Raw genomic sequence first — 21,515 nt, 5'->3', positions numbered from 1 at the left:
CATGAGTGACGTGCTCAGCGATCGCAGCGTTCCCCCCACCGCAAGCGACAGCCTCGCGGTGCTGGAGAAGCAGCGCTCGACGGCGGAAACCTTTGGCATTCCGCTCGCCGTGCTGCTCGAGATCACGCATCGCTGCCCGCTGCAATGCCCCTATTGCTCCAACCCCGTCGAGCTCGACCGCGCCGGCCGCGAGCTGACCACCGACGAGTGGAAGAAGGTGTTGAGCGAGCTCGCCGAGATCGGCGTGCTGCAGATCCATTTCTCCGGCGGCGAGCCGACCGCGCGCAAGGATCTGGTCGAACTGGTCAAGCACGCCAGCGACGTCGGCCTCTACACCAATCTGATCACCTCGGCCGTGCTGCTGACGCGCGACAAGCTCAGCGATCTCGCCGATGCCGGGCTCTGCCATGTGCAGATCAGTTTCCAGGGCACCGAAGACGGCCTTGCCGACCGCGTCGCCGGCTACAAGGGCGCGCATCACAAGAAGATCGAGGTCGCGAAATGGACGCGCGAGCTCGACCTGCCGCTCACCGTAAACGCGGTGATGCACCGCCAGAACCTGCACCAGCTCCCCGACATCATCCAGATGTCGCTCGATCTCGACGCCGACCGGCTGGAGGTCGCCAATGTGCAATATTACGGCTGGGCGCTGAAGAACCGCGCCGCGCTGATGCCGACGGTGGCGCAGCTCGATGAATGTACCCGCCTCGTCGAGGAGGCCCGCGAAACTCTGAAGGGCCGGTTGACCATCGACTACGTCGTACCGGACTATTACGCGCTGCGGCCGAAGAAATGCATGGGGGGCTGGGGCCGGCAGTTCTTCAACATCTCGCCCGCCGGCAAGGTGCTGCCCTGCCACGCCGCCGAGAGCATCACCGGCCTCGAATTCGAATCCGTGCGCTCCAACCATTCGATCGCCTGGATCTGGCAGAACTCGGAGGCCTTCAACCGCTATCGCGGCACGGGCTGGATGAAGGAGCCGTGCAAGTCGTGCGAGTTCCGCGAGATCGATTTCGGCGGCTGCCGCTGCCAGGCCTTTGCGCTGACGGGCGATGCCGCCAATACCGATCCGGCCTGCGCGCTGTCGCCGATGCACGAGACCATCTTCAAGCAGGCCGAGCGCGAGGCCGAAGGCGAGACCAACCGCTTCCTCTATCGCAACTTTGCCGGCGGGACCCTGGAATCCGAGAATGGCGCCTGACGCCGATGCGGCGAGATCGGCGAACCGCGCCGATCCCTTTGCGCCGCTGACCTCCGAGATGCTCGCCGTCACCAACGGCCACGAGATTTATGTCGAGAGCGTCGGGCGTCCCGACGGCATTCCCGCGGTCTATCTGCATGGCGGTCCCGGCAGCGGATGCCAGCCCGATCATCGCCGGCTGTTCGATCCCGAGCGCTTCTGCGCGGTGCTGCTCGACCAGCGCGGCTGCGGCCGCAGCCGGCCGAAGGGGTCGCGCGAGCACAACACGCTGCCGCATCTGATCGCCGACATGGAAGCGGTCCGCGAAAAGTTCGGCTTCGACCGCTGGTTGGTGGTCGGCGGCTCCTGGGGCGCGACATTGGCGCTGGCTTACGCCGAGGCACATCCCGAGCGCGTCTCGGGCATCGTGCTGCGCGCAACCTTTCTCGGCACACGGGCGGAAGTCGAGGCCGGCTTCACCGTGCGATTGCCGCAATTCTACCCCGCACTGAACGAGGATTTTCTGAGCTTGCTCCCTCCGGAGGAGCGCAACCGGCCGGTCGAGGCCTATTGGCGCCGCATCCTCGATCCCGATCCGGCCGTGCACGGTCCGGCCGCGCGGGCCTGGCACGACACCGAGCGCACGCTGTCGGAGCACAAGCCGGCGCGCACGCGGATCGATCAGGCCTTGCTGAATTCGACGCGGCCGCTGCCAGCGACGCCGTTCATGGAAGCGTATTACTTCTCCAACGACAGCTTCATGACGCCGGACCAACTGCTGCGCAACGCGGACAGGCTCGCCGGCATTCACGGCATCATCATCCAGGGCCGCTATGATCTGTTGTGCCCGCCCGAAACATCGCAAGCGCTGGCGAAGGTCTGGCCGGGTTCCGAGATTCGCATCGTGGAAGAAGCCGGCCATTCGCTCTATGATCCCGGCGTGAGGGACGCCGTGATGCGCGCGATCGCCGACCTCGCTTCCGGGACACCACGATAGACAGGAGCGCAAAATGCCGCTCGCCGGGAGGGGGATGCTGCTGACGTCGATGGACATCGACGCCGAGCACGAAGCCGATTTCAACCGCTGGTACGACCGCGAGCATCTCGAGGAGCGCGTCGCGATCGACGGATTTCTGGAGGCGCGGCGCTATGTCGCGCACGCGGCCAATCCAAAGTATCTCTTCCTGTATTCCACCGCGACGATCGACGTTCTCGACAGCCGTGCCTATCGGGCGCGGCTGCAAAACCCCACCGACTGGTCGCGCCGGACCATGGCGCGCTTTCACAACATGGTGCGCGTGGTGGCGCGGATCACGATCAGCCACGGCACCGGGCGCGGGGTTGCGCTCGGCGTGGTGCGGCTGCGGCCCACGACCGACGGCACGCGACATCTGCGTGATGCGCTGCGGCAGAAACTCACCCCGGAAAGGCTCGACGGAATCATTTCCATGCATCTGCTGGAGAGCGACGCCGCCCTTTCGCGACCGACGGCCGAGATTCCGGCAGCGCAGAATCCCGGCGCGAGCGATTGGTTCATCCTGATCGACGGCACGAGCGTGAGCGCGGTCTCGTCCGTGATCGCAGAGCGCTTCACCGGGCCCGCGGCCTCGCCCTCATCAGTGCCTGTCTCCGTCGGCACGTATTGCCTGATGTGGGACCTCGCCAAGAGCGACATCAACCGCGACATCAACCGCGACATCGCACGCGGCTGACATCGCTCACACGCTGCGCGGGATGCTGCACCGCCGCATAATTTCCGCGCCATTAATGCTGTCCGCGCGCAGCTCCCATGAAAGCTGGAGATCGCCGAAATTTGCCTTTGTGCGGGGTTCGGAATGGTTCTAATAAGGTAAGCCTATGATCCAATTCAAAAACCATATCGACGCGTCCTAGGCGTTCGCAAGCTCAAGAAGGCCGCAGGGGTCCTTGAGCCCGTGCGGACAGGGTAGGAATGAAACCGACCGATATTGCGGCCCCCGACTACTTTCACAAGGTAGTCGATTGTCAGTGGGCCTGTCCTGCACACACCCCTGTTCCCGAATACATCCGTTTGATCGCGCAAGGCCGCTACAGCGACGCCTACATGATCAATTGGAAATCGAATGTGTTCCCAGGAATTCTGGGACGCACCTGCGACCGTCCATGCGAGCCGGCCTGCCGCCGCGGCCGCGTCGAGGAAACGCCGGTCGCGATCTGCCGCCTCAAGCGCGTCGCCGCCGACTTCAAGGACGACATCAAGCAGCGCCTGCCGCACCCCGCAGCGAAGAACGGCAAGCGCATCGCGCTGGTCGGCGGCGGCCCGGCCTCGCTGACCGTGGCGCGCGACCTCGCGCCGCTCGGCTATCACTGCACCGTGTTCGATGGCGATCCGGAAGCGGGCGGCATGATGCGCACGCAGATCCCGAAGTTCCGCCTGCCCAATTCTGTCATCGACGAGGAGACCGGCTACATCCTCAATCTCGGCGTCGACTTCAAAGGCGGTCACCGCATCGAGAGCATGAAGGCGCTGCTCGCGGAGAAATACGACGCGATCTTCGTCGGCTCCGGCGCGCCGCGCGGCCGCGAGCTCGACATTCCCGGCCGCAAGGAAGCCGCCGCCAACATCCATATCGGAATCGAATGGCTGGCCAACGTGTCGTTCGGCCATGTCGGCAAGATCGGCAAACGCGTCATCGTGCTCGGCGGCGGCAACACCGCGATGGATTGCTGCCGCACCGCGCGCCGGCTCGGCGGCGAGAAAGTCACGGTGGTCGTGCGTTCCGGCTTCGAGGAGATGAAGGCCTCGCCGTGGGAGAAGGAAGACGCGATCCACGAGGATATTCCGATCCTCAACTACATGGTGCCGGTGGCATTCAAGCATGTCGCCGGCAAGCTCATCGGCGTCACCTTCCAGCACGTCAAAGCCGAATACGACGCCAAAGGCCGCCGCAACCTGGTGCCTTCGGGCGACCCCGATCAGACCATTCCCTGCGACGACGTGCTGGTCGCGGTCGGCCAGGAGAACGCCTTCCCCTGGATCGAGCGCGATTGCGGCATCGAGTTCGACAAGTGGAACATGCCCAAGGTCGATCAGAAGACCTTCGCCTCGACCAATCCAAAGGTGTTCTTCGGTGGCGACGCCGCCTTCGGTCCGAAGAACATCATCTGGGCGGTCGCGCACGGCCATGACGCCGCAATGTCGATCCACCGACTGCTGTCCGGCGAGGATATCAACGAGCGGCCGCTCCCGGATGTGCAAATCTCCTCGCAGAAGATGGGCATCCACGAGTGGAGCTACGACAACGACATCTCCAACGACAAGCGCTTCAAGGTGCCGCATCGGGACAAGGTCGTCGCGCTGAAGGACATCCGCGCCGAGGTCGAGCTCGGCTATGATGTCAAGCTCGCGCTCGGCGAAGCGCATCGCTGCCTGAACTGCGACGTGCAGACCGTGTTCTCGACATCGCTCTGCATCGAGTGCGACGCCTGCGCCGACATCTGCCCGATGGATTGCATCACCTTTACTGACAATGGCGAGGAAAGCGACCTGCGCACGCGCCTGAAGGCGCCCTCGCCGCGTCCCGACCAGGACCTCTACGTCTCCAGCGATCTGAAGACCGGGCGCGTGATGGTCAAGGACGAGGATGTCTGCCTGCATTGCGGGCTGTGCGCCGAACGCTGTCCCACCGGCGCCTGGGACATGCAGAAATATTTCATCGAAATGACTCACGCGGGATCATCATGTCCGACAAAAAGCCGATCAGCAGCGTAAACGACTTCGTCGTCCGCTTCGCCAACGTCAACGGCTCGGGCTCGGCTTCCGCGAACGAGATGTTCGCGCGTTCGATCCTGCGCCATGGCGTGCCCGTCTCCCCCCGCAACATCTTCCCGTCCAACATCCAGGGCCTACCGACCTGGTACGAGGTGCGGGTGACCGAGGACGGCCATCTCGGCGCCCGCGGCGGCGTCGACATGATGGTGGCGATGAATCCGCAGACCTGGGACAAGGACGTCGCCGGCATCGAGCCGGGCGGCTATCTGTTCTACGATTCCACCAAGCCGATGCCGTCGACGAAGTTCCGCGACGATATCACCGTGATCGGCGTTCCCCTCACCGCGATCACCAACTCCACCTATACCGATCCGCGCCAGCGCCAGCTGTTCAAGAACATCATCTATCTGGGCAGCCTCTCCGCGCTGCTCGACATGGATCCTAAGCTGATCGAGCAGCTCATCGGCGAGCAGTACAAGGGCAAGGAAAAGCTTCTGTCCTCCAACGTCCACGCGCTGCATCTCGGACGCGACTGGGCGCTGCAGAACCTGAAATGCCCGATCGGGTTGCGGGTGAAGAAGTCCGACAAGGTCGGCGACCGCATCTTCATCGAAGGCAACAGCGCCGCCGCGCTCGGCGCCGTCTATGGCGGTGCCACCGTCTGCGCCTGGTATCCGATCACGCCATCCTCGTCGGTGGCGGAAGCCTTCACGGCCCACTGCAAGAAGTATCGTCACGATCCCGCGACCGGGAAGGCGAACTACGCCATCGTCCAGGGCGAGGACGAGCTGGCCTCGATCGGCATGGTGATCGGTGCCGGCTGGAACGGCGCCCGCGCCTTCACCGCGACCTCCGGCCCCGGCATCTCGCTGATGACGGAGTTCATCGGCCTGTCCTATTTCGCCGAGATTCCGGCCGTCATCATGAACATCCAGCGCGCCGGCCCGTCGACGGGCATGCCGACGCGCACCCAGCAATGCGACATCATCGCCTGCGCCTATGCTTCGCATGGCGACACCAAGCACGTGCTGCTCTTCCCCGAAGATCCGGCCGAAGCCTTCGAGTTCGCGGCCGCCTCCTTCGATCTCGCGGAGCGGCTGCAGACCACGATCTTCCTGATGCTCGACCTCGACATCGGCATGAACCACCGCCTCTGCCGCCCGCTGAAATGGGACGACGCTCGGCAATATGACCGCGGCAAGGTGATGACCGCGGAGATGCTGGAAGAGGGCCGCGATTTCGGCCGCTACCTCGACGTCGACGGCGACGGCATTCCCTACCGCACCTATCCCGGCACGCATCCGACCAAGGGCTCCTATTTCACCCGCGGCACGTCGCGCGACCGTTACGCGCGCTATTCCGAGGAAGGCCCCGTCTATGCCGACAACATGCAGCGGCTCGTGCGCAAGTTCGAGACCGCGCAGGATCTGGTGCCGCGTCCGTTGCAGGCCAATGCGGAGCGGCCGACCAAATACGGCGTGATCTACTTTGGCTCGACGTCACCGGCGATGGACGAGGCGATCGGGCTGTTGGAGGCGCGCGGGCATCAGCTCGACCGCCTGCGCATCCGCGCCTTCCCGTTCCACTCCAGCGTCGCGAGCTTCCTGGCCGAGCACGACTTCGTCTACGTGGTCGAGCAGAACCGCGACGGCCAGCTCCGTCAGCTCATCGTCAACGAGAACGGCATCGATCCGGTGCGGCTCGTGCCGATCCTGCACTATGACGGCTCACCGATCACCGCCCGCTTCATCGCAAAAGCCATTGGCGACCACCAGGATCACCTCAAGGTGACCCCGCTCCGCAAGGCCGTGTCATGACCTACGCTTTGCTCTCTCCACCGTCATGCCCGGGCATAGCCGTCCAAAGGACGGCGTCGCTTCCGCTCGCCTATGCCCAGGCATCCACGCCTTCCTTCTCTCCGGCCAAGACGTGGATGGCCGGGACAAGCCCGGCCATGACGAGCCTGGGACCGCAGGTGCGCGCATGACCTACATTGCAAAGCCGAAATTCCATCACCCCGGGCTGAAGAAGAACGAGCTCGGCTACACGCACCGCGACTACGAGGGCAAGATCTCGACGCTGTGCGCCGGCTGCGGTCACGACTCGATCACGGCCTCGATCATCGAGGCCTGCTACGAGCTCTCGATCGAGCCGCACCGGGTGGCAAAGATCTCCGGCATCGGCTGCTCGTCGAAGACGCCGGACTATTTCCTCGGCAATTCGCACGGTTTCAACTCCGTGCATGGGCGCATGCCGTCGGTACTGACTGGTGCCAACCTCGCCAACCGCGACCTGATCTATCTCGGCGTGTCCGGCGACGGCGATTCCGCCTCGATCGGCTTCGGCCAGTTCGCGCATTCGATCCGGCGCGGCGTCAACATGACCTATATTGTCGAGAACAATGGCGTCTACGGCCTGACCAAGGGCCAGTTCTCGGCGACCGCCGACCGCGGCTCGAAGTCGAAGAAGGGCGTCACCAACACCGACAACGCCATCGACCTCGTCGCGATCGCCTTGCAGTTGGGGGCGACCTTCGTCGCGCGCTCCTTCTCCGGCGACAAGACCCAGCTCGTGCCGCTGATCGCGGCCGCGATCCGCCACAAGGGCGCGTCCTTCATCGACGTCGTCAGCCCCTGCATCGCCTTCAACAATCATGCCGGCTCGACCAAGAGCTTCGACTATGTCCGCGAGCACAACGACGCCGTGAACCGGCTCGACGTGCTGGTCGGGCGCGACCCGATCGCGGTCGACTACGCGCCCGGCACGGTGCAGGTGGTCGAGCAGCATGACGGCACCCGACTCGCGCTGCGCAAGCTGGACGCCGACTACGATCCGCATGATCGCCTGGGCGCGATGACCTTCCTGCAGAAGCACGCCGCCAAGGGCCAGATCGTGACAGGCCTGCTCTATGTCGATCCCGACGCCGACGATATGCACGAGCACCTCAACACGGTTGAGACGCCGCTGAACGCGCTGGAGGCTGATACCCTCTGTCCGGGCTCGGCCGTGCTGGACAAGATCAACGCCAGCCTGCGGTAAGGCGCCACCGCTTGAACGGGTCGCGCCGGGGGTGCGACTAAGGAGCATCGGCCCCGTCCCGCCAGCGGTGACGGGATCATCCGTCGCTCACGCGTTCGAGGCGGTCATGAAGTTCCCCTTGCTCGTTGCCCTCACCCTAGCGGTGCTCACGGGTGCTGCACGCGCCGAGGATGACAACTACATTCGCCAAGCCACCAAGGCCGAGGCCGAGACCTTCAGCGCCCGGGTGTTTTCCGGCCCGCCCGAGCAGAAGCGCTTTGCCTGCTTCGTCCGCCGCTACGATGCCGATCACCTGGCGCAGCATCCGAAGCAGAAGGTCGCCACCATGAAGCTCCTGATGTCGACGGAATACGACAAGGAGGACAAGGAGCTGCACTATTCGTTCCGCCTTGGGTTCAAGTACCGCCAGCGCTCCGCGAATTTCGACTCGGCCGGCTCGTGTCACCACGCCGTGTTCGAGGACACTGGCAACGAGGTGCGTTTCGGCTGCGGCGTCGAGTGCGACGGCGGCGGGATCGGCGTGGCGCTGTCGCAAGACGACAAATCGGCCATCGTGCGCCTCGAACGTGTGCGGGCCTGGCAGAGCGGCAAGCAGGATGACGAGGGCGACGAATCCCTCGTCGCCGGCTCCGACGACAAGATGTTCCGCCTCGACCGCGCGCCCAACAGCGATTGCGCCTCGCTCGTGACCGACCGCAAGGAACTCGCCGCGCTTCGCCACAAATGATGGATTCGGGCAAGGAGCCCATCAGGGACCGTCGCAACATTTGTTGCGGACGGCCCTACCTCACCCGTACCGTGATCTTGCTGGAGACCACGAGGGGATCAAACGGATAGTGCTTCGCATCGCCCAACACGAGTTGGAGCGTGTGGGTCCCCGGCGGAAGCTCGAGATAGGTCTCGGTCTGCCCGGCTCCGAAATGCAGGTGCGACTTGTCCTGCGGAATCGGCTCCTTCGGATCAATCGGGGCGTCGACGTCGACCAGCAAATGATGATGACCGGCGTTCTGATAATCGTCGCCGGCATGGGTCACACCCATGTTGCGCAACCCGAACCGGCACCAGAACCCGCCTCTGATTTTCTGCCCGTCGCGCGGCGTGATGAAATAGAGCTTTGCGTCCTTCGGCGCGGCCTTGCCTTGCGCGCAAGCCGAACCCGGAACCAGTGCGAGCACCACCGAGAGCGCAACCCAGCGAGCGATCTTCATCTAAGCTACTCCAGCATTGCTTAAGGGCTGAGCGCCACGCGGAGTCCATGCGTCGGATAGCGAACATTCGTATCGTAACTGTCGCGGTTGGCGGATCGCACATACCTGGCGTCGTTCTTCCACGACCCCGAGCGCAGCACATGCGAAGTGCAGTCTCCGCTCATCCACGCCGAACCATCGGCAGGCGCGCCCTGATAATTCTTGTGCCAGCAGTCCTCGACCCACTGATCGACACTGCCGCCCATATCGTAGAGCCCGTATGGATTTGGCTTGTAACTTCCGACCTTGACCGGCTGCTCGGTCCGGATGTCGCCGCAATCCTTGCAGGCGGCCATGCCGGGCTGAAGCCTGTCGCCCCACCAATATTTCGTCTGCGCTCCGCCGCGGGCCGCATACTCCCATTCGGACTCGCTCGGAAGCCTGTACGGTTTCCTGGTCGCCTGCGCGAGCCAGGCAACATATTGCTTTGCGTCCGTCCAGCTCACATTGGTGACGGGCGCATCATCCGGTCCGATGGCCGTGAACCCGCATGCCTTTGCGGCCGCGCATTCATTCCACTCCTGAACGGTGACGGGAAATTTGCCGATGGCGAACGGCTTGATCGTCACCTGGTGGGGCGGCCTTTCGGTCGGATCATCATTGCTTCCCATCGCAAAGCTACCGCCGCGAATGGGCACCATCTCGGGCTCCCGGACCGATGCCGTCGATGGGGTTGGCGCGGGCGCCGGCGGCGGGGCCATTGCCGGTGACGGAGCCGGCGCGGGCGTGGGTGACGGAGCCATTGCCGGCGATGGAGCCGGCGCGGGTGTGGGCGACGGGGCTGTTGCCGGCGATGGAGCCGCCGAAGGCAAAGGCTGCGGCGGCACGGCCTGCGTCGCCCGCTCCTTCGGAGCGGGCGCGGGCTGCGGCGAAGCGGATGGAGCAGCGGTCGGAGCAGCGGTTGGTGCAGCGGTTGGTGCCTTGGCCAGTTGACCGGGCCCGCGTGTCTGCGAGAGCAGATACCAGAGCACACCGGCCGCGATCACGAGAAGCGCGAGGCTCAGGAGAAAGATCAGAATACTTTCGCGCCGCCCGCGGGTCCTGCCAACCGCACTGGCGTCCGGCAGCACACGGTAGATCCGCACGGGATCGGTGATGTTCTTGACCTTGCGATCGCCGAGCGACTCGTAGCCACATACCAGCTTGTGCTTGATCTGCTCGTAGATCGCACCGGAAATGTAGACCTGGCCGGGTTCGGCTATACCCTCAATGCGCGTGGCAATGTTGACACCATCGCCGTAGATGTCGTCCGGCTCCACGATGACGTCGCCGAGATTAACGCCGATACGGTACGCGATGCGTGAGTCCTTCGAGACCGACGCGTTGCGACCGACCATATTCTGCTGAATGACGATGCTGCACCGGACGGCCTCGACAGGACTGTCGAAGATGGCGATGAAGCCGTCACCGGTCGTCTTGACCAGCCTTCCATGATGTTCGGCTATGCTTGGCTCGATCAGATCGCGCTCGATCCGCTTGACGCGGCTGTGCGTGCCTTCCTCGTCATGCTGCATCAACCGGCTGTAGGATGCGATATCGCCAACGATGATCGCAGCGAGACGGCGCGGCATCGCATTGCCCTGCGGCGGCTCACCCTGATTCCCGGATTTGAAGTTGCGAATTTCACCCATTGCTGGGCTCCACGGACTGCAATCGGCAGCGTGCGCGTTCGACCTCAAATGCTCTCGTGCGTCGTGAAGGCTACCACATCGACGAGGCAGGACAAGTGAAGCGCGACCGAGGCCCGATCCGGATTCATCGACAAAAGGGGGCGACTCTATTGAACTTTCGCGATGCTGCGAGCGACTAATGCCCGGCATGGAACTCAACCGTTCGACTGCGTCGCCGGTGAGCGCCCGAGGGGGAACTCGCAGCGCTTCGCCGCAGATGATAGGTTCGGGCTGAAAAGGAGCCCTGCATGAATCGACGCAGCATCTTGTGGAGTGCACTCTCCGCTTTGGGAGGCGCCTTCGCTGCCTCGCGCGCCAGCGCCGCAACCGAATCCCCGCCGGCCGGCAGGCTGAAGGTGGTTTATCACCTCAGCGACGCCGAGAAGGTCAACTTCGTGCTCGGCAACATCCAGAACCACATCGACGGCGTCGGCGGCCCCGAGCACGTGACGATCGCGCTGGTGATCCACGGCCCGGCGCTGAAGCCGTTTCACGCGGAGAAGGCCAACCCCGACATCAGCAAGCGTGTCGGCGAGTTTGCCAAGGACGGCGTCGAGCTGGCCGCCTGCGGCAACACCATGAAGGCGCAGAACGTTACGCTGACGGATCTCTTGCCCGGCTTCGTCAGCGCGGAAAAAGGCGGCGTGGTGCGCCTCGCGGAGCTGCAATCGCGGGGATATTTGTATTTGCGGCCGTGAGGAGATCGAGGCAAGCGCCGCACTCTCTTCCCTTCTCCCCTTGTGGGAGAAGGTGGCGCGAAGCGCCGGATGAGGGGTCTCTCGCCGCGAATAAGCCGTGAGAGGCTCGCTCTTCGGAGAGAGACCCCTCACCCGTCTCGCCGCTACGCGGCGAGCCACCCTCTCCCACAAGGGGAGAGGGGACACGCACCGCTCTTTGAATAGTTACGCCGCCGCCGGGATCGGTCGCGGGCTCACGACGTATTCCCGCAAGACCTTGTCGTTGGCATCGACCTCGATCAGTGACACGTCATAGGTCCAGAGGTCGGCGAGGTGTTGCAGCACGCGCTTGGCGTCGGTCTCGTTGAGCTGCGCGCCCTTGATCACGTGATGATGCAGGATCAGGCGGCGGTCACCGGAGAGATCGACGTCGACTACCTCGATATTGGCGTCGATGAAGCCGACATCGTGCTGGCGCGCCAGCTCGCGGCGCACGCGGCGGAAGCCGCGCTCGTCGTGGATGGCGTCGACCCGGATACCGGCGCGCTCCTCAGGATCGTCGTGCAGATGGAACATGCGCAAGTGCCGCATCAGCTTCGGGCTCAGGAACTGGCCGATGAAGCTCTCATCGCGATAGTTCGCCCAGACGTCGCGCAGCACGCCCATCACGTCGCCCTTGCCGGCGATATCCGGGAACCACTCGCGGTCCTCGGCTTCTGGGTTGGTGACGATGCGCTCGATGTCCTGCATCATCGCAAAGCCGAGCGCATAGGGATTGAAGCCCGAGAAGCGCGGATCGTCGAATTCGGGCTGGAACACCACACTGGTGTGCGAGTGCAGGAATTCGAGGAAGTTGCCGTCCGAGATCCGACCCTGCTGATGCAGCGCGTTCATGATGCGATAGTGGACGTAGGTTGCCGTCCCCTCGTTCATCACCTTGGTCTGGCTCTGCGGATAGAAATACTGCGCGATGTGGCGGACGACGCGCAGAAGCTCGCGCTGCCACGGCGCCAGCCGCGGCGCGCTCTTCTCGAGGAAGTAGAGCAGGTTCTCCTGCGGCAGGCCGAGCAGCTTGCGACGGCGCTCGATGCTCAGCACGGTCCGGCTCTTGCGAGGTCCGGTCGGAACGGTACGCCAGAGATCGTTGAAGACCTCTTCCTCATGCTGGCGGCGGCGCCCTGCCCGCTTTTCCTCGGCGCGCAGATCGAGCTTCTTCTTGCCGGGGTAGCGATCGATGCCGTGCGACATCAGCGCGTGCGCGGCGTCCAGCGTGCGCTCGACCTCGGCACGGCCGTAGCGCTCCTCGCACTGTGCGACGTAATTCTTGGCAAAATCCAGATAGTCGAGGATGCCGTCGGCATCGGTCCACTGCTTGAACAGATAGTTGTTCTTGAAGAAGTGGTTGTGACCGAAGGCGGCGTGCGCGATCACCAGCGTCTGCATGGTCGCGGTGTTCTCCTCCATCAAATAGGAGATGCAGGGCGACGAGTTGATCACGATCTCATAGGCGAGGCCCATCAGGCCCTTGCGGTAGGACGCCTCGTGAAAGGCAAAGTGCTTGCCGAACGACCAGTGCTTGTAGAACAAGGGCATGCCGACCGATGAGTAGGCATCCAGCATCTGCTCGGCGGTGATGACCTCGATCTGGTTCGGATAGACGTCGAGCCCGAGCTGTTTGGTCGCGACGGCCTCGCAGGCATCATGGATGCGCTGCAATGTATGGAAGTCCCAGTCGGCGCCCTCGAACAGTCGTCGGGTCGTTTCCGTCATGGAGCGGCCTTCTCCTGAGTTTCGCGGCGCTGGAACAGATCGTGGAATACGGGGAAAATCTCGCTGCGCTCGCTGACCTTGCGCATCGAGAGCGGTGCGCCGCCATTGCGCAGACGCTCATAGAGCGTCCAGAGCGAGGAGTCGGAAAGATCGAAGGCGCTGCCGCCGGATTCGCCGACCTCGAGATAGGCGAAGAACTGGCAGACCGGCAGGATCTTATCGGTCAGAAGCATGCCGGCGAGTTCGCCGTCGGAATAGGAATTGTCGCCGTCCGAGGCCTGGGCGGCATAGATGTTCCAGTCCGCGGGATTGAAGCGCTCGCGCACGATGTCGCTCATCGCCTGCAGCGCGCTCGAGACCAGCGTGCCGCCGGAGGCCGGGCCGTAGAAGAAAGTCTGCTCGTCGACCTCCTCGGCGCGGTCGGTGTGGCGGATGAAGACGATCTCGACATGCTTGTAGCGGCGCTTCAGGAACACATAGAGCAGCATGTAGAAGCGCTTGGCGAGATCCTTCATGTGCTCGGACATCGAGCCGGAGACGTCCATCAGGCAGAACATCACGGCTTGCGCGACCGGCTTCGGCACTGTCTCGAAGCGGCGGTAGCGGATGTCGATCGGATCGATGAACGGAATGCGTTTGGACTTTGCCTTGAGCTTCTCGAGCTTGGCCACCAGTCCGGCGCGCGTCTCCTCATCGGTGCATTCGGCGATCTCGGCTTCCAGCTCCTCCATCTCGCCTTTGCGCGGACGTCGCAGCGCGATGCGCCGCGCCAGCGCGAGCTGCACGGTGCGGCTGACGGAGATGTTGGCGGGCGAGCCGGACGTGGTATAGCCGGCGCGCTGGACGCCTTCGCTTTCGGTCTGCGCGATCTTGCGCTTGGCCAGATCGGGCAGCTCGAGGTCGTCGAGGAAGAGATCGACAAACTCGTCGCGGCTCAGCACGAAGCGGAAGGCGTCTTCGCTGTCGCCCTCGCCGGGACCGGAGTCCTTGGCGCTGCCCTGGCCCTGGCGCTGAAGATAATCGCCCTCGATGAACTTCTTGTTGCCGGGCAGCACCATGTCGCGCGTGCCGCCTTCCCTGCGGAAGCGCGGCTCGTGCATGCCGTCCAGCGGGATAGTGACCTCTCCACCCTCCAGGACGTCCTTGATGTCGCGTTCCTGCGAGGTCTTCTTGACGGCGCCCTGCACCAGGGACTTGGCCCGACGCAAGAACCGCTGCCGGTTCTCAAGACTCTTGCCGCCTGGATTCAGGCGCCTGTCAATAATATGAATGGCCACTTTCGCATCCGCCTCAACCGGCCTGCTTCACGCGCATGTACCACTCGACGAGCCGGCGAACCTGACGCTCGGTGTAGCCGCGCTCCACCATGCGTGCGACGAATTCGCCATGCTTCTTTTCGGTCTCGCCGTCCTTCTTCGACCCGAAGGAGATCACCGGAAGCAGGTCCTCGACCTGAGAGAATATCCGCTTTTCGATCACATCGCGAATCTTCTCGTAGGAGGTCCAGGTCGGATTCTTGCCACCATGCTGTGCCCTGGCGCGTAACGAGAATTTGACCACCTCGTTGCGGAAGTCCTTCGGGTTGGCGATGCCGGCCGGCTTCTCGATCTTGGTGAGCTCCTGGTTCAGGAGCTCGCGATCCAGCAGCTGTCCGGTGTCGGGATCCTTGAAGTCCTGGTCCTCGATCCAGGCGTCGGCATAGTCGACGTAGCGATCGAACAGGTTCTGGCCGTAATCGGTATAGGACTCCAGATAGGCCTTCTGGATCTCGTTGCCGATGAACTCGGCGTAGCGCGGCGCGAGCTCCGCCTTGATGAATTCGAGGTAGCGCTTCTCGACCTCCTCAGGAAGCTGCTCGCGGCGGATCGACTGTTCCAGCGCGTACATCAGGTGCACCGCGTCGGCGGCGACCTCCTGCGGATCGTGGTTGAAGGTCGCGGCCAGGATCTTGAAGGCAAAGCGCGTGGACACGCCGTCCATGCCCTCGTCGACGCCGGCAGCGTCGCGGTACTCCTGGACGCTGCGCGCCTTAGGATCGGATTCCTTCAGACTCTCGCCGTCATAGACCCGCATCTTGGCAAACAGCGTCGAGTTCTCGTGCTTGCGCAGACGCGACATCACCGAGAAGCGCGCCAGCGTCTCCAGCGTCGACGGCGCACAGGGCGCGGCGGCGAGCTCGGAGCCCTGGATCAGTTTCTCGTAGATCTTCTGCTCCTCGGTGTATCGCAGGCAGTAAGGCACCTTGATCACGCAGATGCGGTCGATGAAGGCCTCGTTGTTCTTGTTGGCCTTGAAGCTCGCCCACTCGGCCTCGTTGGAGTGCGCGAGGATGATGCCGCTGAAGGGAATCGCGCCGATATTCTCGGTCCCGATGTAATTGCCTTCCTGCGTCGCCGTGAGCAGCGGATGCAGCATCTTGATCGGCGCCTTGAACATCTCGACGAATTCGAGAATGCCCTGGTTGGAGCGGTTGAGGCCGCCCGAATAGCTGTAGGCGTCGGGGTCGTTCTGCGCGTAGGTCTCGAGCTTGCGGATGTCGACCTTGCCGACCAGCGAGGAGATGTCCTGGTTGTTCTCGTCACCCGGCTCGGTCTTGGAGATCGCGATCTGGCGCAGCCGCGACGGCTGGATCTTGGCGACGCGGAATTGCGAGATATCGCCGCCGAAAGCCTCGAGTCGCTTGAAGCACCACGGGCTCATCAGGCCGGTGAGACGTCGGCGCGGAATGCCGTACTTCTCTTCCAGCATCGGCCCGAGCTGGTCGGGGTCGAACAGGCTGAGCGGGCTTTCGAACACGGGGCTCAGCTCGTCGCCGGCCTTGAGCACGTAGATCGGCTGCACTTCCATCAGCGACTTCAGCCGCTCGGCGAGCGATGATTTGCCGCCACCGACCGGGCCGAGGAGATAGAGGATCTGCTTGCGTTCTTCGAGACCCTGGGCTGCGTGGCGGAAGAAACCAACGATGCGCTCGATCGTTTCCTCCATGCCGTAGAAGCCTGCGAAGGCAGGATAGGTACGGATGGTGCGGTTCAAAAAAATACGGCCAAGGCGTGGGTCCTTGGCCGTGTCAATCGTCTGTGGCTCGCCGATCGCCGCTAGTAGTCGTTCGGCTGCGTTAGCGTATTTCATCGGATCGCTTCGACACGATTCCAGATATTCCGCCATCGACATGTCGCTCTGGCTTCTGGCCTCGAACGACCGAGCGAAAGCGTTGAACAAAGAATCGTTGTACATGATCCCTCTCCACTTATCTCCGCCGAGGCAACGATCCGTCTTACGGGAGTGTTCCTCGGATGTTTCGCGAATCAGCGTGAGCACATACGCGACATTGGACACCGGGCGAGGCAGCCTGCGCAACGCACAACGCAGGCACTTATTGAATTACAAACAGGCACCTGCCTCTTTTCTTAGCTATGTCGACGAATCCGCTTTTTAAGGTGGCGAGTTTTTAGTTAATGTATCCTTAACGCAACATCCGGGCGATACCGGGGATTTTCGCTTTCCGGCACTGCAGCAAAGCGGACAGGCGACAGCGCGCCTATGACGTTTGTGAGGCCGTTGTGTGCTCACAATCGTGCCTCTGCTGCAATGCGGCGTGCGCATCGCTCGCCGCGTGACAAAGTCCGGCAGGCTTGCGACAGGGTCGCGAAGTCGCTGCGCACCTGCCTTGATGCAAGACCGCCGTCGCTGGAGCGCCGGAGTGAGCGTCAGCACGACGCCGGCGATGCCCGCGGTCGCCTGATGTTCGCCGATCCCGGTCCACCACCCGAAGGCAAGGCTTGCGCTGAGCAGGGGACGAAGCCGACGGCGATCAGCGCCCCGAGGCGGGACGTCGCATAGCCGATTTCGAGATCCTGAGATGCATCCGGTTCGGCAACCCTTGTGTCCGCTCGCGAACACCCGCCGACACCCCGAAGACCAATCCATCGGCAACGCCATCCGAACGTGCGGCCAAGTCCCCCGGTCCCCCGCGCCGCGGTTCGACGAACCGCGACATTCCCTGCGGACCCGGTTTGAGCCCGCCGAGCCCAACTCCGTTGAGCAGCCCGCCGACGTTACGCAACAAGCTCCGGCCAAATTTGTCCGGCCAAACAACCTTCACGCAACAATACGGCCGGCAAGCCGGATCGCTATGATCACCCCGGAGTTATGCCGAGAGTATGACCCACGTGCCCTTGATTGGTTCCCTTCCCTGGTCATGTTAACAGAGCATAACGCGTCAGGACCGGCGCTGGAACCCTTCGCGTACCGGCTTGGAGAGAAACAGAGATCATGAATCCCGTCAAAGAACTGGAAAAGCACGGACAGGCGGTCTGGCTGGACTTTTTGGCCCGCGGCTTCATCGCCAAGGGCGACCTGAAGCAGTTGATCGAGACCGACGGCGTCAAGGGCGTCACCTCCAATCCGGCGATCTTCGAAAAGGCGATCGGCAGCTCCGACGAGTATGACGCACCGGTCGGCAAGGCGCTGAAGCGCGGCGACCGGACGGTGGCCGAACTGTTCGAAAAACTCGCCGTCGAGGACATCCGGAACGCCGCCGATGTGCTGCGCCCGGTCTACAACCGCCTCAAGGGCCGGGACGGCTTCGTCAGCCTGGAGGTATCGCCCTATCTCGCCAACGACACCGAGGGCACGGTCGCCGAGGCCCGGCACCTCTGGAAGGACGTCGACCGCAAGAACCTGATGATCAAGGTCCCGGCCACACCGGAAGGCCTGCCGGCGATCGAGCAACTGATCGGCGAAGGCATCAGCGTCAATATCACGCTGCTGTTCGCGCAGCAGGTCTATCGAGAGGTGGCCGAGGCGTATCTGGCGGGACTCGAAAAATACGTCGCAGACGGCGGCGACCCGTCGCATGTGGCGAGCGTTGCGAGCTTCTTCGTCAGCCGGATCGACACCATGGTCGACAAGCAGCTCGACGAGAAGATCGCCCGCGCCAACGACCCGAGCGAAAAGGAGCGGCTGGCCGCGCTCAAGGGCAAGGTCGCGATCGCCAATGCAAAACTCGCCTATCAGGACTACAAGCGCCTGTACGCGGGTCCCCGCTGGGAAAAACTCGCCGCAAAGGGCGCCAAGCCGCAGCGGCTGCTGTGGGCGTCAACCGGCACCAAGAACAAGGACTACAGCGACGTCCTCTATGTCGAGGAATTGATCGGCCCCAATACCATCAACACCGTGCCGCCGGCGACGCTGGATGCGTTCCGCGACCATGGCAAGTTGCGCGACAGTCTGGAAGAGAATGTCGACCAGGCCCGGACCGTTCTCGACGAGCTGGCGCGATCCGGCATATCACTCGACGCGATCACCGAGGATCTCGTCAGGGACGGCGTGAAGCAGTTTGCGGATGCCGCCGACAAGCTCTACGGCGCGGTCGCCTCCAAGCGCGCGACCGTGCTTGGGAATGGCGTCAATCGCCAGCAGCTCGGGCTCGGTGACGGGCTCGGCAAGGCCGTGACCAAAGCGACCGAGGAGTGGCGCGCATCCGCCAAGATCCGCCGGCTGTGGCAGCGCGACAAATCGGTCTGGACCGGCGCTGACGAGGACAAGTGGCTCGGCTGGCTCGACAGCGCGGCCAAGGCCGACGTCGCCGATTACGCCGACTATGCCAACCGGGTGAAGGGCCAGAATTTCTCCGATGCCGTCGTGCTCGGCATGGGCGGCTCGAGCCTCGGGCCGGAGGTGCTTAGCGAGACCTTTGCTAGGAAGCCGGGCTTCCCCAAACTGCACGTCCTTGACTCCACCGACCCCGCGCAGGTGCGGGCGATGGAGCAGCAGATCGACATCGCCAACACCGTGTTCATCGTCTCCAGCAAGTCCGGCGGCACGACCGAGCCGAACGCGATGAAGGACTATTTCTACGACCGCGTCGCCAAGGCGGTTGGCCCGTCCGTGCGGACCGGCCACCGTTTCATTGCGGTCACCGATCCGGGCTCCTCGCTGGAGAAGGACGCCAAGAAGCTCAACTATGCGCGTATCTTCCACGGCGATCCCTCGATCGGCGGGCGCTATTCGGTGCTGTCGCCCTTCGGCCTCGTGCCGGCCGCGACCGCCGGCATCGACGTCTCCAGCTTCATCGGCCATGCGCTCACGATGATCCGCTCCTGCGGGCCTGACGTGCCGCCGCATGAAAATCCGGGCGTGCAGTTCGGCCTCGCGATGGGCCTCGCAGGCCTCGAAGGCCGCGACAAGGTGACGATCTTCTCATCGAAGAAGATTGCCGATTTCGGCGCCTGGGCCGAGCAGCTCATTGCCGAATCGACCGGCAAGGAAGGCAAGGGCCTGATCCCGATCGAGGGCGAGCCGCTCAACGACTACAGCGTTTATGGCAACGACCGTTTCTTCATCGACATCCGTACTGAGGGTGAAGCTGATACCGTCCATGACGGGATGCTTTCCGCGCTCGAGAAGGCCGGCCATCCCGTGGTGCGCATCCTCATGAAGTCGGTCGAGCATCTCGGCCAGGAATTCTTCCGCTTCGAGATGGCCACCGCGGTTGCGGGCGCGGTCCTCGGCATTAATCCGTTCGACCAGCCGGACGTGGAGGCTGCCAAGATCAAGACGCGCGAGCTCACCTCCGCCTTCGAGAAGACCGGCGCGCTGCCGGCCGAACGGCCCGTCGTCAGCACGGCCGACGCCGATCTCTACACCGACGAGGCCAACGCTGCCGCGTTGCGCGCCGCCGGTGCGAACGGCGATCTCGGCTCCTGGATCAAGGCGCATCTGTCGCGCTCGCAGGCCGGCGACTATGTCGCCCTGCTCGGCTACTTCGAGCGCGACAACGCCACCATCGGCGCGCTTCGGAAGATGAGGATCGCGGTGCTCGAAAAGCGCCATGTGGCGACCGCCGCCGAATTCGGGCCGCGCTTCCTGCATTCGACCGGCCAGGCCTACAAGGGCGGGCCCGACAGCGGCGTGTTCCTCCAGATTACCGCCGACGACGCCAAGGATCTGCCGGTGCCGGGCCAGAAGGCGAGCTTCGGCGTCATCAAGGCAGCGCAGGCGCGCGGCGATTTTGACGTGCTCACTGAGCGCGGGCGCCGTGCGCTCCGCGTGCACCTGAAGGGCGGGCTGAAGAAGGGCCTCGCGGCCCTGAACGCGGCGATCTCCGACGCGCTGAACTGAAGGGAACGCCGGCATGCAACTCGGGATGATCGGCCTCGGCCGGATGGGCGGCAACATCGTCCGCCGGCTGATGCGCCACGGCCATTCGGCCGTGGTCTATGACAAGGACGCCAAGGCCATCGCCGGCCTTGCGGCCGATGGTGCGGCCGGCGCGACCACGCTCGAAGAATTCGTCGCCAAACTGGAAAAGCCGCGCACGGCCTGGGTGATGCTGCCCGCGGGCCACATCACCGAGACGACGATCGACACGCTTGCGAAGCTGATGGAGGCCGGCGACGTCATCATCGATGGCGGCAACGCGTTCTGGCAGGACGACGTCCGCCGCGGCAAGGCGCTGAAGGAGCGCGGCATTTCCTATGTCGACGTCGGCACATCAGGCGGCGTCTGGGGGCTGGAGCGCGGCTATTGCATGATGATCGGCGGCGACAAGGCCGTCGTCGATCGGCTCGACCCGATTTTCAAGACGCTCGCGCCCGGCATTGGCGACATTCCGCGCACGCCGGGCCGCGAGGGCCGCGATCCCCGCATCGAGCAGGGCTACATCCATGCCGGCCCGGTCGGTGCCGGGCATTTCGTCAAGATGATCCATAACGGCATCGAATATGGCCTGATGCAGGCCTATGCCGAGGGCTTTGACATCCTGAAGAATGCCAATCTCGAGGCGCTGCCGCCGGATCACCGTTTCGATTTCGATCTCGCCGACATCGCCGAGGTCTGGCGTCGCGGCAGCGTGATTCCGTCCTGGCTGCTCGACCTCACCTCTACCGCGTTCGCCGACAGTCCGGCGCTGTCGGAATATTCCGGTTTCGTCGAGGATTCCGGCGAAGGCCGGTGGACCGTGAATGCTGCGATCGACGAAGCGGTGCCGGCGGAGGTGCTGACCGCGGCGCTGTTCGCCCGCTTCCGCTCGCGCAAGGTACACACCTTTGCCGAAAAGATTCTCTCGGCGATGCGCGCAGGCTTTGGCGGCCACAAGGAGCCGAAGAAGCCCTAGATTCTTAATTTGACGCGTTTTCCCGACGCGAACCGGCATCCACTTCGCTCGAAAACGCTTTGAAA

The 21,515-nt window shown here is 63.7% G+C and carries 15 protein-coding genes; 10 read left to right on the top strand and 5 right to left on the bottom strand.

What is annotated here, in order from left to right:
- Nucleotide 1: 1 nt before the first annotated feature.
- From pqqE to JQ632_RS12785, 7 genes are all read left to right on the top strand, one after another.
- Nucleotides 2-1,201 carry a pyrroloquinoline quinone biosynthesis protein PqqE gene (gene pqqE / locus JQ632_RS12815; protein ID WP_212402686.1) on the top strand — a complete coding sequence of 400 codons (1,200 nt, stop codon included), beginning with the start codon at nucleotides 2-4 and terminating at the stop codon, nucleotides 1,199-1,201.
- Entirely contained in the window at nucleotides 1,191-2,177 is a 987-nt protein-coding gene (gene pip, locus JQ632_RS12810) for a prolyl aminopeptidase (RefSeq protein WP_212402685.1), read from the top strand. Before pqqE ends, pip begins: the two co-directional genes overlap by 11 nt.
- A 13-nt stretch (nucleotides 2,178-2,190) precedes the next feature.
- Nucleotides 2,191-2,892: a DUF4286 family protein gene (locus JQ632_RS12805; RefSeq protein ID WP_212402684.1), complete on the top strand. Its 702-nt coding sequence runs from the start codon at nucleotides 2,191-2,193 to the stop codon at nucleotides 2,890-2,892.
- Between the two features lie 239 nt (nucleotides 2,893-3,131).
- A complete protein-coding gene (locus JQ632_RS12800) occupies nucleotides 3,132-4,931 on the top strand; it encodes an FAD-dependent oxidoreductase (protein ID WP_212402683.1) in 1,800 nt (599 codons plus the stop codon).
- Nucleotides 4,901-6,748 (top strand): 2-oxoacid:acceptor oxidoreductase subunit alpha, encoded by a 1,848-nt coding sequence (locus JQ632_RS12795; RefSeq protein WP_212402682.1) that lies wholly within the window; start codon nucleotides 4,901-4,903, stop codon nucleotides 6,746-6,748. Before JQ632_RS12800 ends, JQ632_RS12795 begins: the two co-directional genes overlap by 31 nt.
- 166 nt (nucleotides 6,749-6,914) lie before the next feature.
- Nucleotides 6,915-7,970: a 2-oxoacid:ferredoxin oxidoreductase subunit beta gene (locus JQ632_RS12790; protein ID WP_212402681.1), complete on the top strand. Its 1,056-nt coding sequence runs from the start codon at nucleotides 6,915-6,917 to the stop codon at nucleotides 7,968-7,970.
- A gap of 106 nt (nucleotides 7,971-8,076) precedes the next feature.
- A complete protein-coding gene (locus JQ632_RS12785) occupies nucleotides 8,077-8,697 on the top strand; it encodes a hypothetical protein (protein ID WP_212402680.1) in 621 nt (206 codons plus the stop codon).
- 55 nt (nucleotides 8,698-8,752) lie between these two features.
- Here the strand turns inward: JQ632_RS12785 and JQ632_RS12780 are convergent, their stop codons facing one another.
- Together JQ632_RS12780 and JQ632_RS12775 are read right to left on the bottom strand one after the other, a co-directional pair.
- Nucleotides 8,753-9,178: a DUF4399 domain-containing protein gene (locus tag JQ632_RS12780; RefSeq protein WP_212402679.1), complete on the bottom strand. Its 426-nt coding sequence runs from the start codon at nucleotides 9,176-9,178 to the stop codon at nucleotides 8,753-8,755.
- A 20-nt stretch (nucleotides 9,179-9,198) separates the two neighbouring features.
- Nucleotides 9,199-10,848 carry an SUMF1/EgtB/PvdO family nonheme iron enzyme gene (locus tag JQ632_RS12775; RefSeq protein WP_212402678.1) on the bottom strand — a complete coding sequence of 550 codons (1,650 nt, stop codon included), beginning with the start codon at nucleotides 10,846-10,848 and terminating at the stop codon, nucleotides 9,199-9,201.
- A gap of 287 nt (nucleotides 10,849-11,135) precedes the next feature.
- Between JQ632_RS12775 and JQ632_RS12770 the strand changes: the two genes are divergently transcribed.
- A complete protein-coding gene (locus JQ632_RS12770; protein ID WP_212402677.1) occupies nucleotides 11,136-11,585 on the top strand; it encodes a DsrE family protein in 450 nt (149 codons plus the stop codon).
- A gap of 204 nt (nucleotides 11,586-11,789) precedes the next feature.
- Here the strand turns inward: JQ632_RS12770 and JQ632_RS12765 are convergent, their stop codons facing one another.
- Genes JQ632_RS12765 through JQ632_RS12755 form a run of 3 tightly spaced genes read right to left on the bottom strand, consistent with a single transcriptional unit; the run spans nucleotide 11,790 to nucleotide 16,568 of the window.
- Entirely contained in the window at nucleotides 11,790-13,334 is a 1,545-nt protein-coding gene (locus tag JQ632_RS12765) for a SpoVR family protein (protein ID WP_212402676.1), read from the bottom strand.
- Nucleotides 13,331-14,605: a YeaH/YhbH family protein gene (locus JQ632_RS12760; protein WP_212402756.1), complete on the bottom strand. Its 1,275-nt coding sequence runs from the start codon at nucleotides 14,603-14,605 to the stop codon at nucleotides 13,331-13,333. The genes JQ632_RS12765 and JQ632_RS12760 overlap by 4 nt, the downstream gene beginning before the upstream one ends.
- A 19-nt stretch (nucleotides 14,606-14,624) precedes the next feature.
- On the bottom strand, nucleotides 14,625-16,568 hold the full coding sequence (locus JQ632_RS12755) for a PrkA family serine protein kinase (RefSeq protein WP_212402675.1): 1,944 nt from the start codon (nucleotides 16,566-16,568) through the stop codon (nucleotides 14,625-14,627).
- A gap of 1,038 nt (nucleotides 16,569-17,606) precedes the next feature.
- Between JQ632_RS12755 and JQ632_RS12750 the strand changes: the two genes are divergently transcribed.
- Nucleotides 17,607-20,456 carry a bifunctional transaldolase/phosoglucose isomerase gene (locus tag JQ632_RS12750; RefSeq protein ID WP_212402674.1) on the top strand — a complete coding sequence of 950 codons (2,850 nt, stop codon included), beginning with the start codon at nucleotides 17,607-17,609 and terminating at the stop codon, nucleotides 20,454-20,456.
- Nucleotides 20,457-20,469: 13 nt separating this feature from the next.
- Nucleotides 20,470-21,450, top strand: coding sequence for a phosphogluconate dehydrogenase (NAD(+)-dependent, decarboxylating) (gene gnd, locus JQ632_RS12745; RefSeq protein WP_212402673.1), 981 nt, complete (start codon nucleotides 20,470-20,472; stop codon nucleotides 21,448-21,450).
- The last annotated feature ends 65 nt before the right edge of the window (nucleotides 21,451-21,515 follow it).

Source organism: Bradyrhizobium liaoningense (genome assembly GCF_018130955.1).
GTDB classification, from domain to species: Bacteria; Pseudomonadota; Alphaproteobacteria; order Rhizobiales; family Xanthobacteraceae; genus Bradyrhizobium; species Bradyrhizobium liaoningense_C.
Note: the sequence above shows the minus strand (reverse complement) of the source record. Positions and strands in the feature narration are given on the sequence as shown.

What these genes read in the sequence shown, in the direction of transcription:
- JQ632_RS12765 (WP_212402676.1), bottom strand. Translation starts at nt 13,334, where the DNA reads ATGACGGAAACGACCCGACGACTGTTCGAGGGCGCCGACTGGGACTTC.
- JQ632_RS12775 (WP_212402678.1), bottom strand. Translation starts at nt 10,848, where the DNA reads ATGGGTGAAATTCGCAACTTCAAATCCGGGAATCAGGGTGAGCCGCCG.
- gnd (WP_212402673.1), top strand. Translation starts at nt 20,470, where the DNA reads ATGCAACTCGGGATGATCGGCCTCGGCCGGATGGGCGGCAACATCGTC.
- JQ632_RS12805 (WP_212402684.1), top strand. Translation starts at nt 2,191, where the DNA reads ATGCCGCTCGCCGGGAGGGGGATGCTGCTGACGTCGATGGACATCGAC.
- pqqE (WP_212402686.1), top strand. Translation starts at nt 2, where the DNA reads ATGAGTGACGTGCTCAGCGATCGCAGCGTTCCCCCCACCGCAAGCGAC.
- JQ632_RS12785 (WP_212402680.1), top strand. Translation starts at nt 8,077, where the DNA reads ATGAAGTTCCCCTTGCTCGTTGCCCTCACCCTAGCGGTGCTCACGGGT.
- JQ632_RS12800 (WP_212402683.1), top strand. Translation starts at nt 3,132, where the DNA reads ATGAAACCGACCGATATTGCGGCCCCCGACTACTTTCACAAGGTAGTC.
- JQ632_RS12770 (WP_212402677.1), top strand. Translation starts at nt 11,136, where the DNA reads ATGAATCGACGCAGCATCTTGTGGAGTGCACTCTCCGCTTTGGGAGGC.
- JQ632_RS12795 (WP_212402682.1), top strand. Translation starts at nt 4,901, where the DNA reads ATGTCCGACAAAAAGCCGATCAGCAGCGTAAACGACTTCGTCGTCCGC.
- JQ632_RS12780 (WP_212402679.1), bottom strand. Translation starts at nt 9,178, where the DNA reads ATGAAGATCGCTCGCTGGGTTGCGCTCTCGGTGGTGCTCGCACTGGTT.
- JQ632_RS12750 (WP_212402674.1), top strand. Translation starts at nt 17,607, where the DNA reads ATGAATCCCGTCAAAGAACTGGAAAAGCACGGACAGGCGGTCTGGCTG.
- JQ632_RS12755 (WP_212402675.1), bottom strand. Translation starts at nt 16,568, where the DNA reads ATGTACAACGATTCTTTGTTCAACGCTTTCGCTCGGTCGTTCGAGGCC.
- pip (WP_212402685.1), top strand. Translation starts at nt 1,191, where the DNA reads ATGGCGCCTGACGCCGATGCGGCGAGATCGGCGAACCGCGCCGATCCC.
- JQ632_RS12790 (WP_212402681.1), top strand. Translation starts at nt 6,915, where the DNA reads ATGACCTACATTGCAAAGCCGAAATTCCATCACCCCGGGCTGAAGAAG.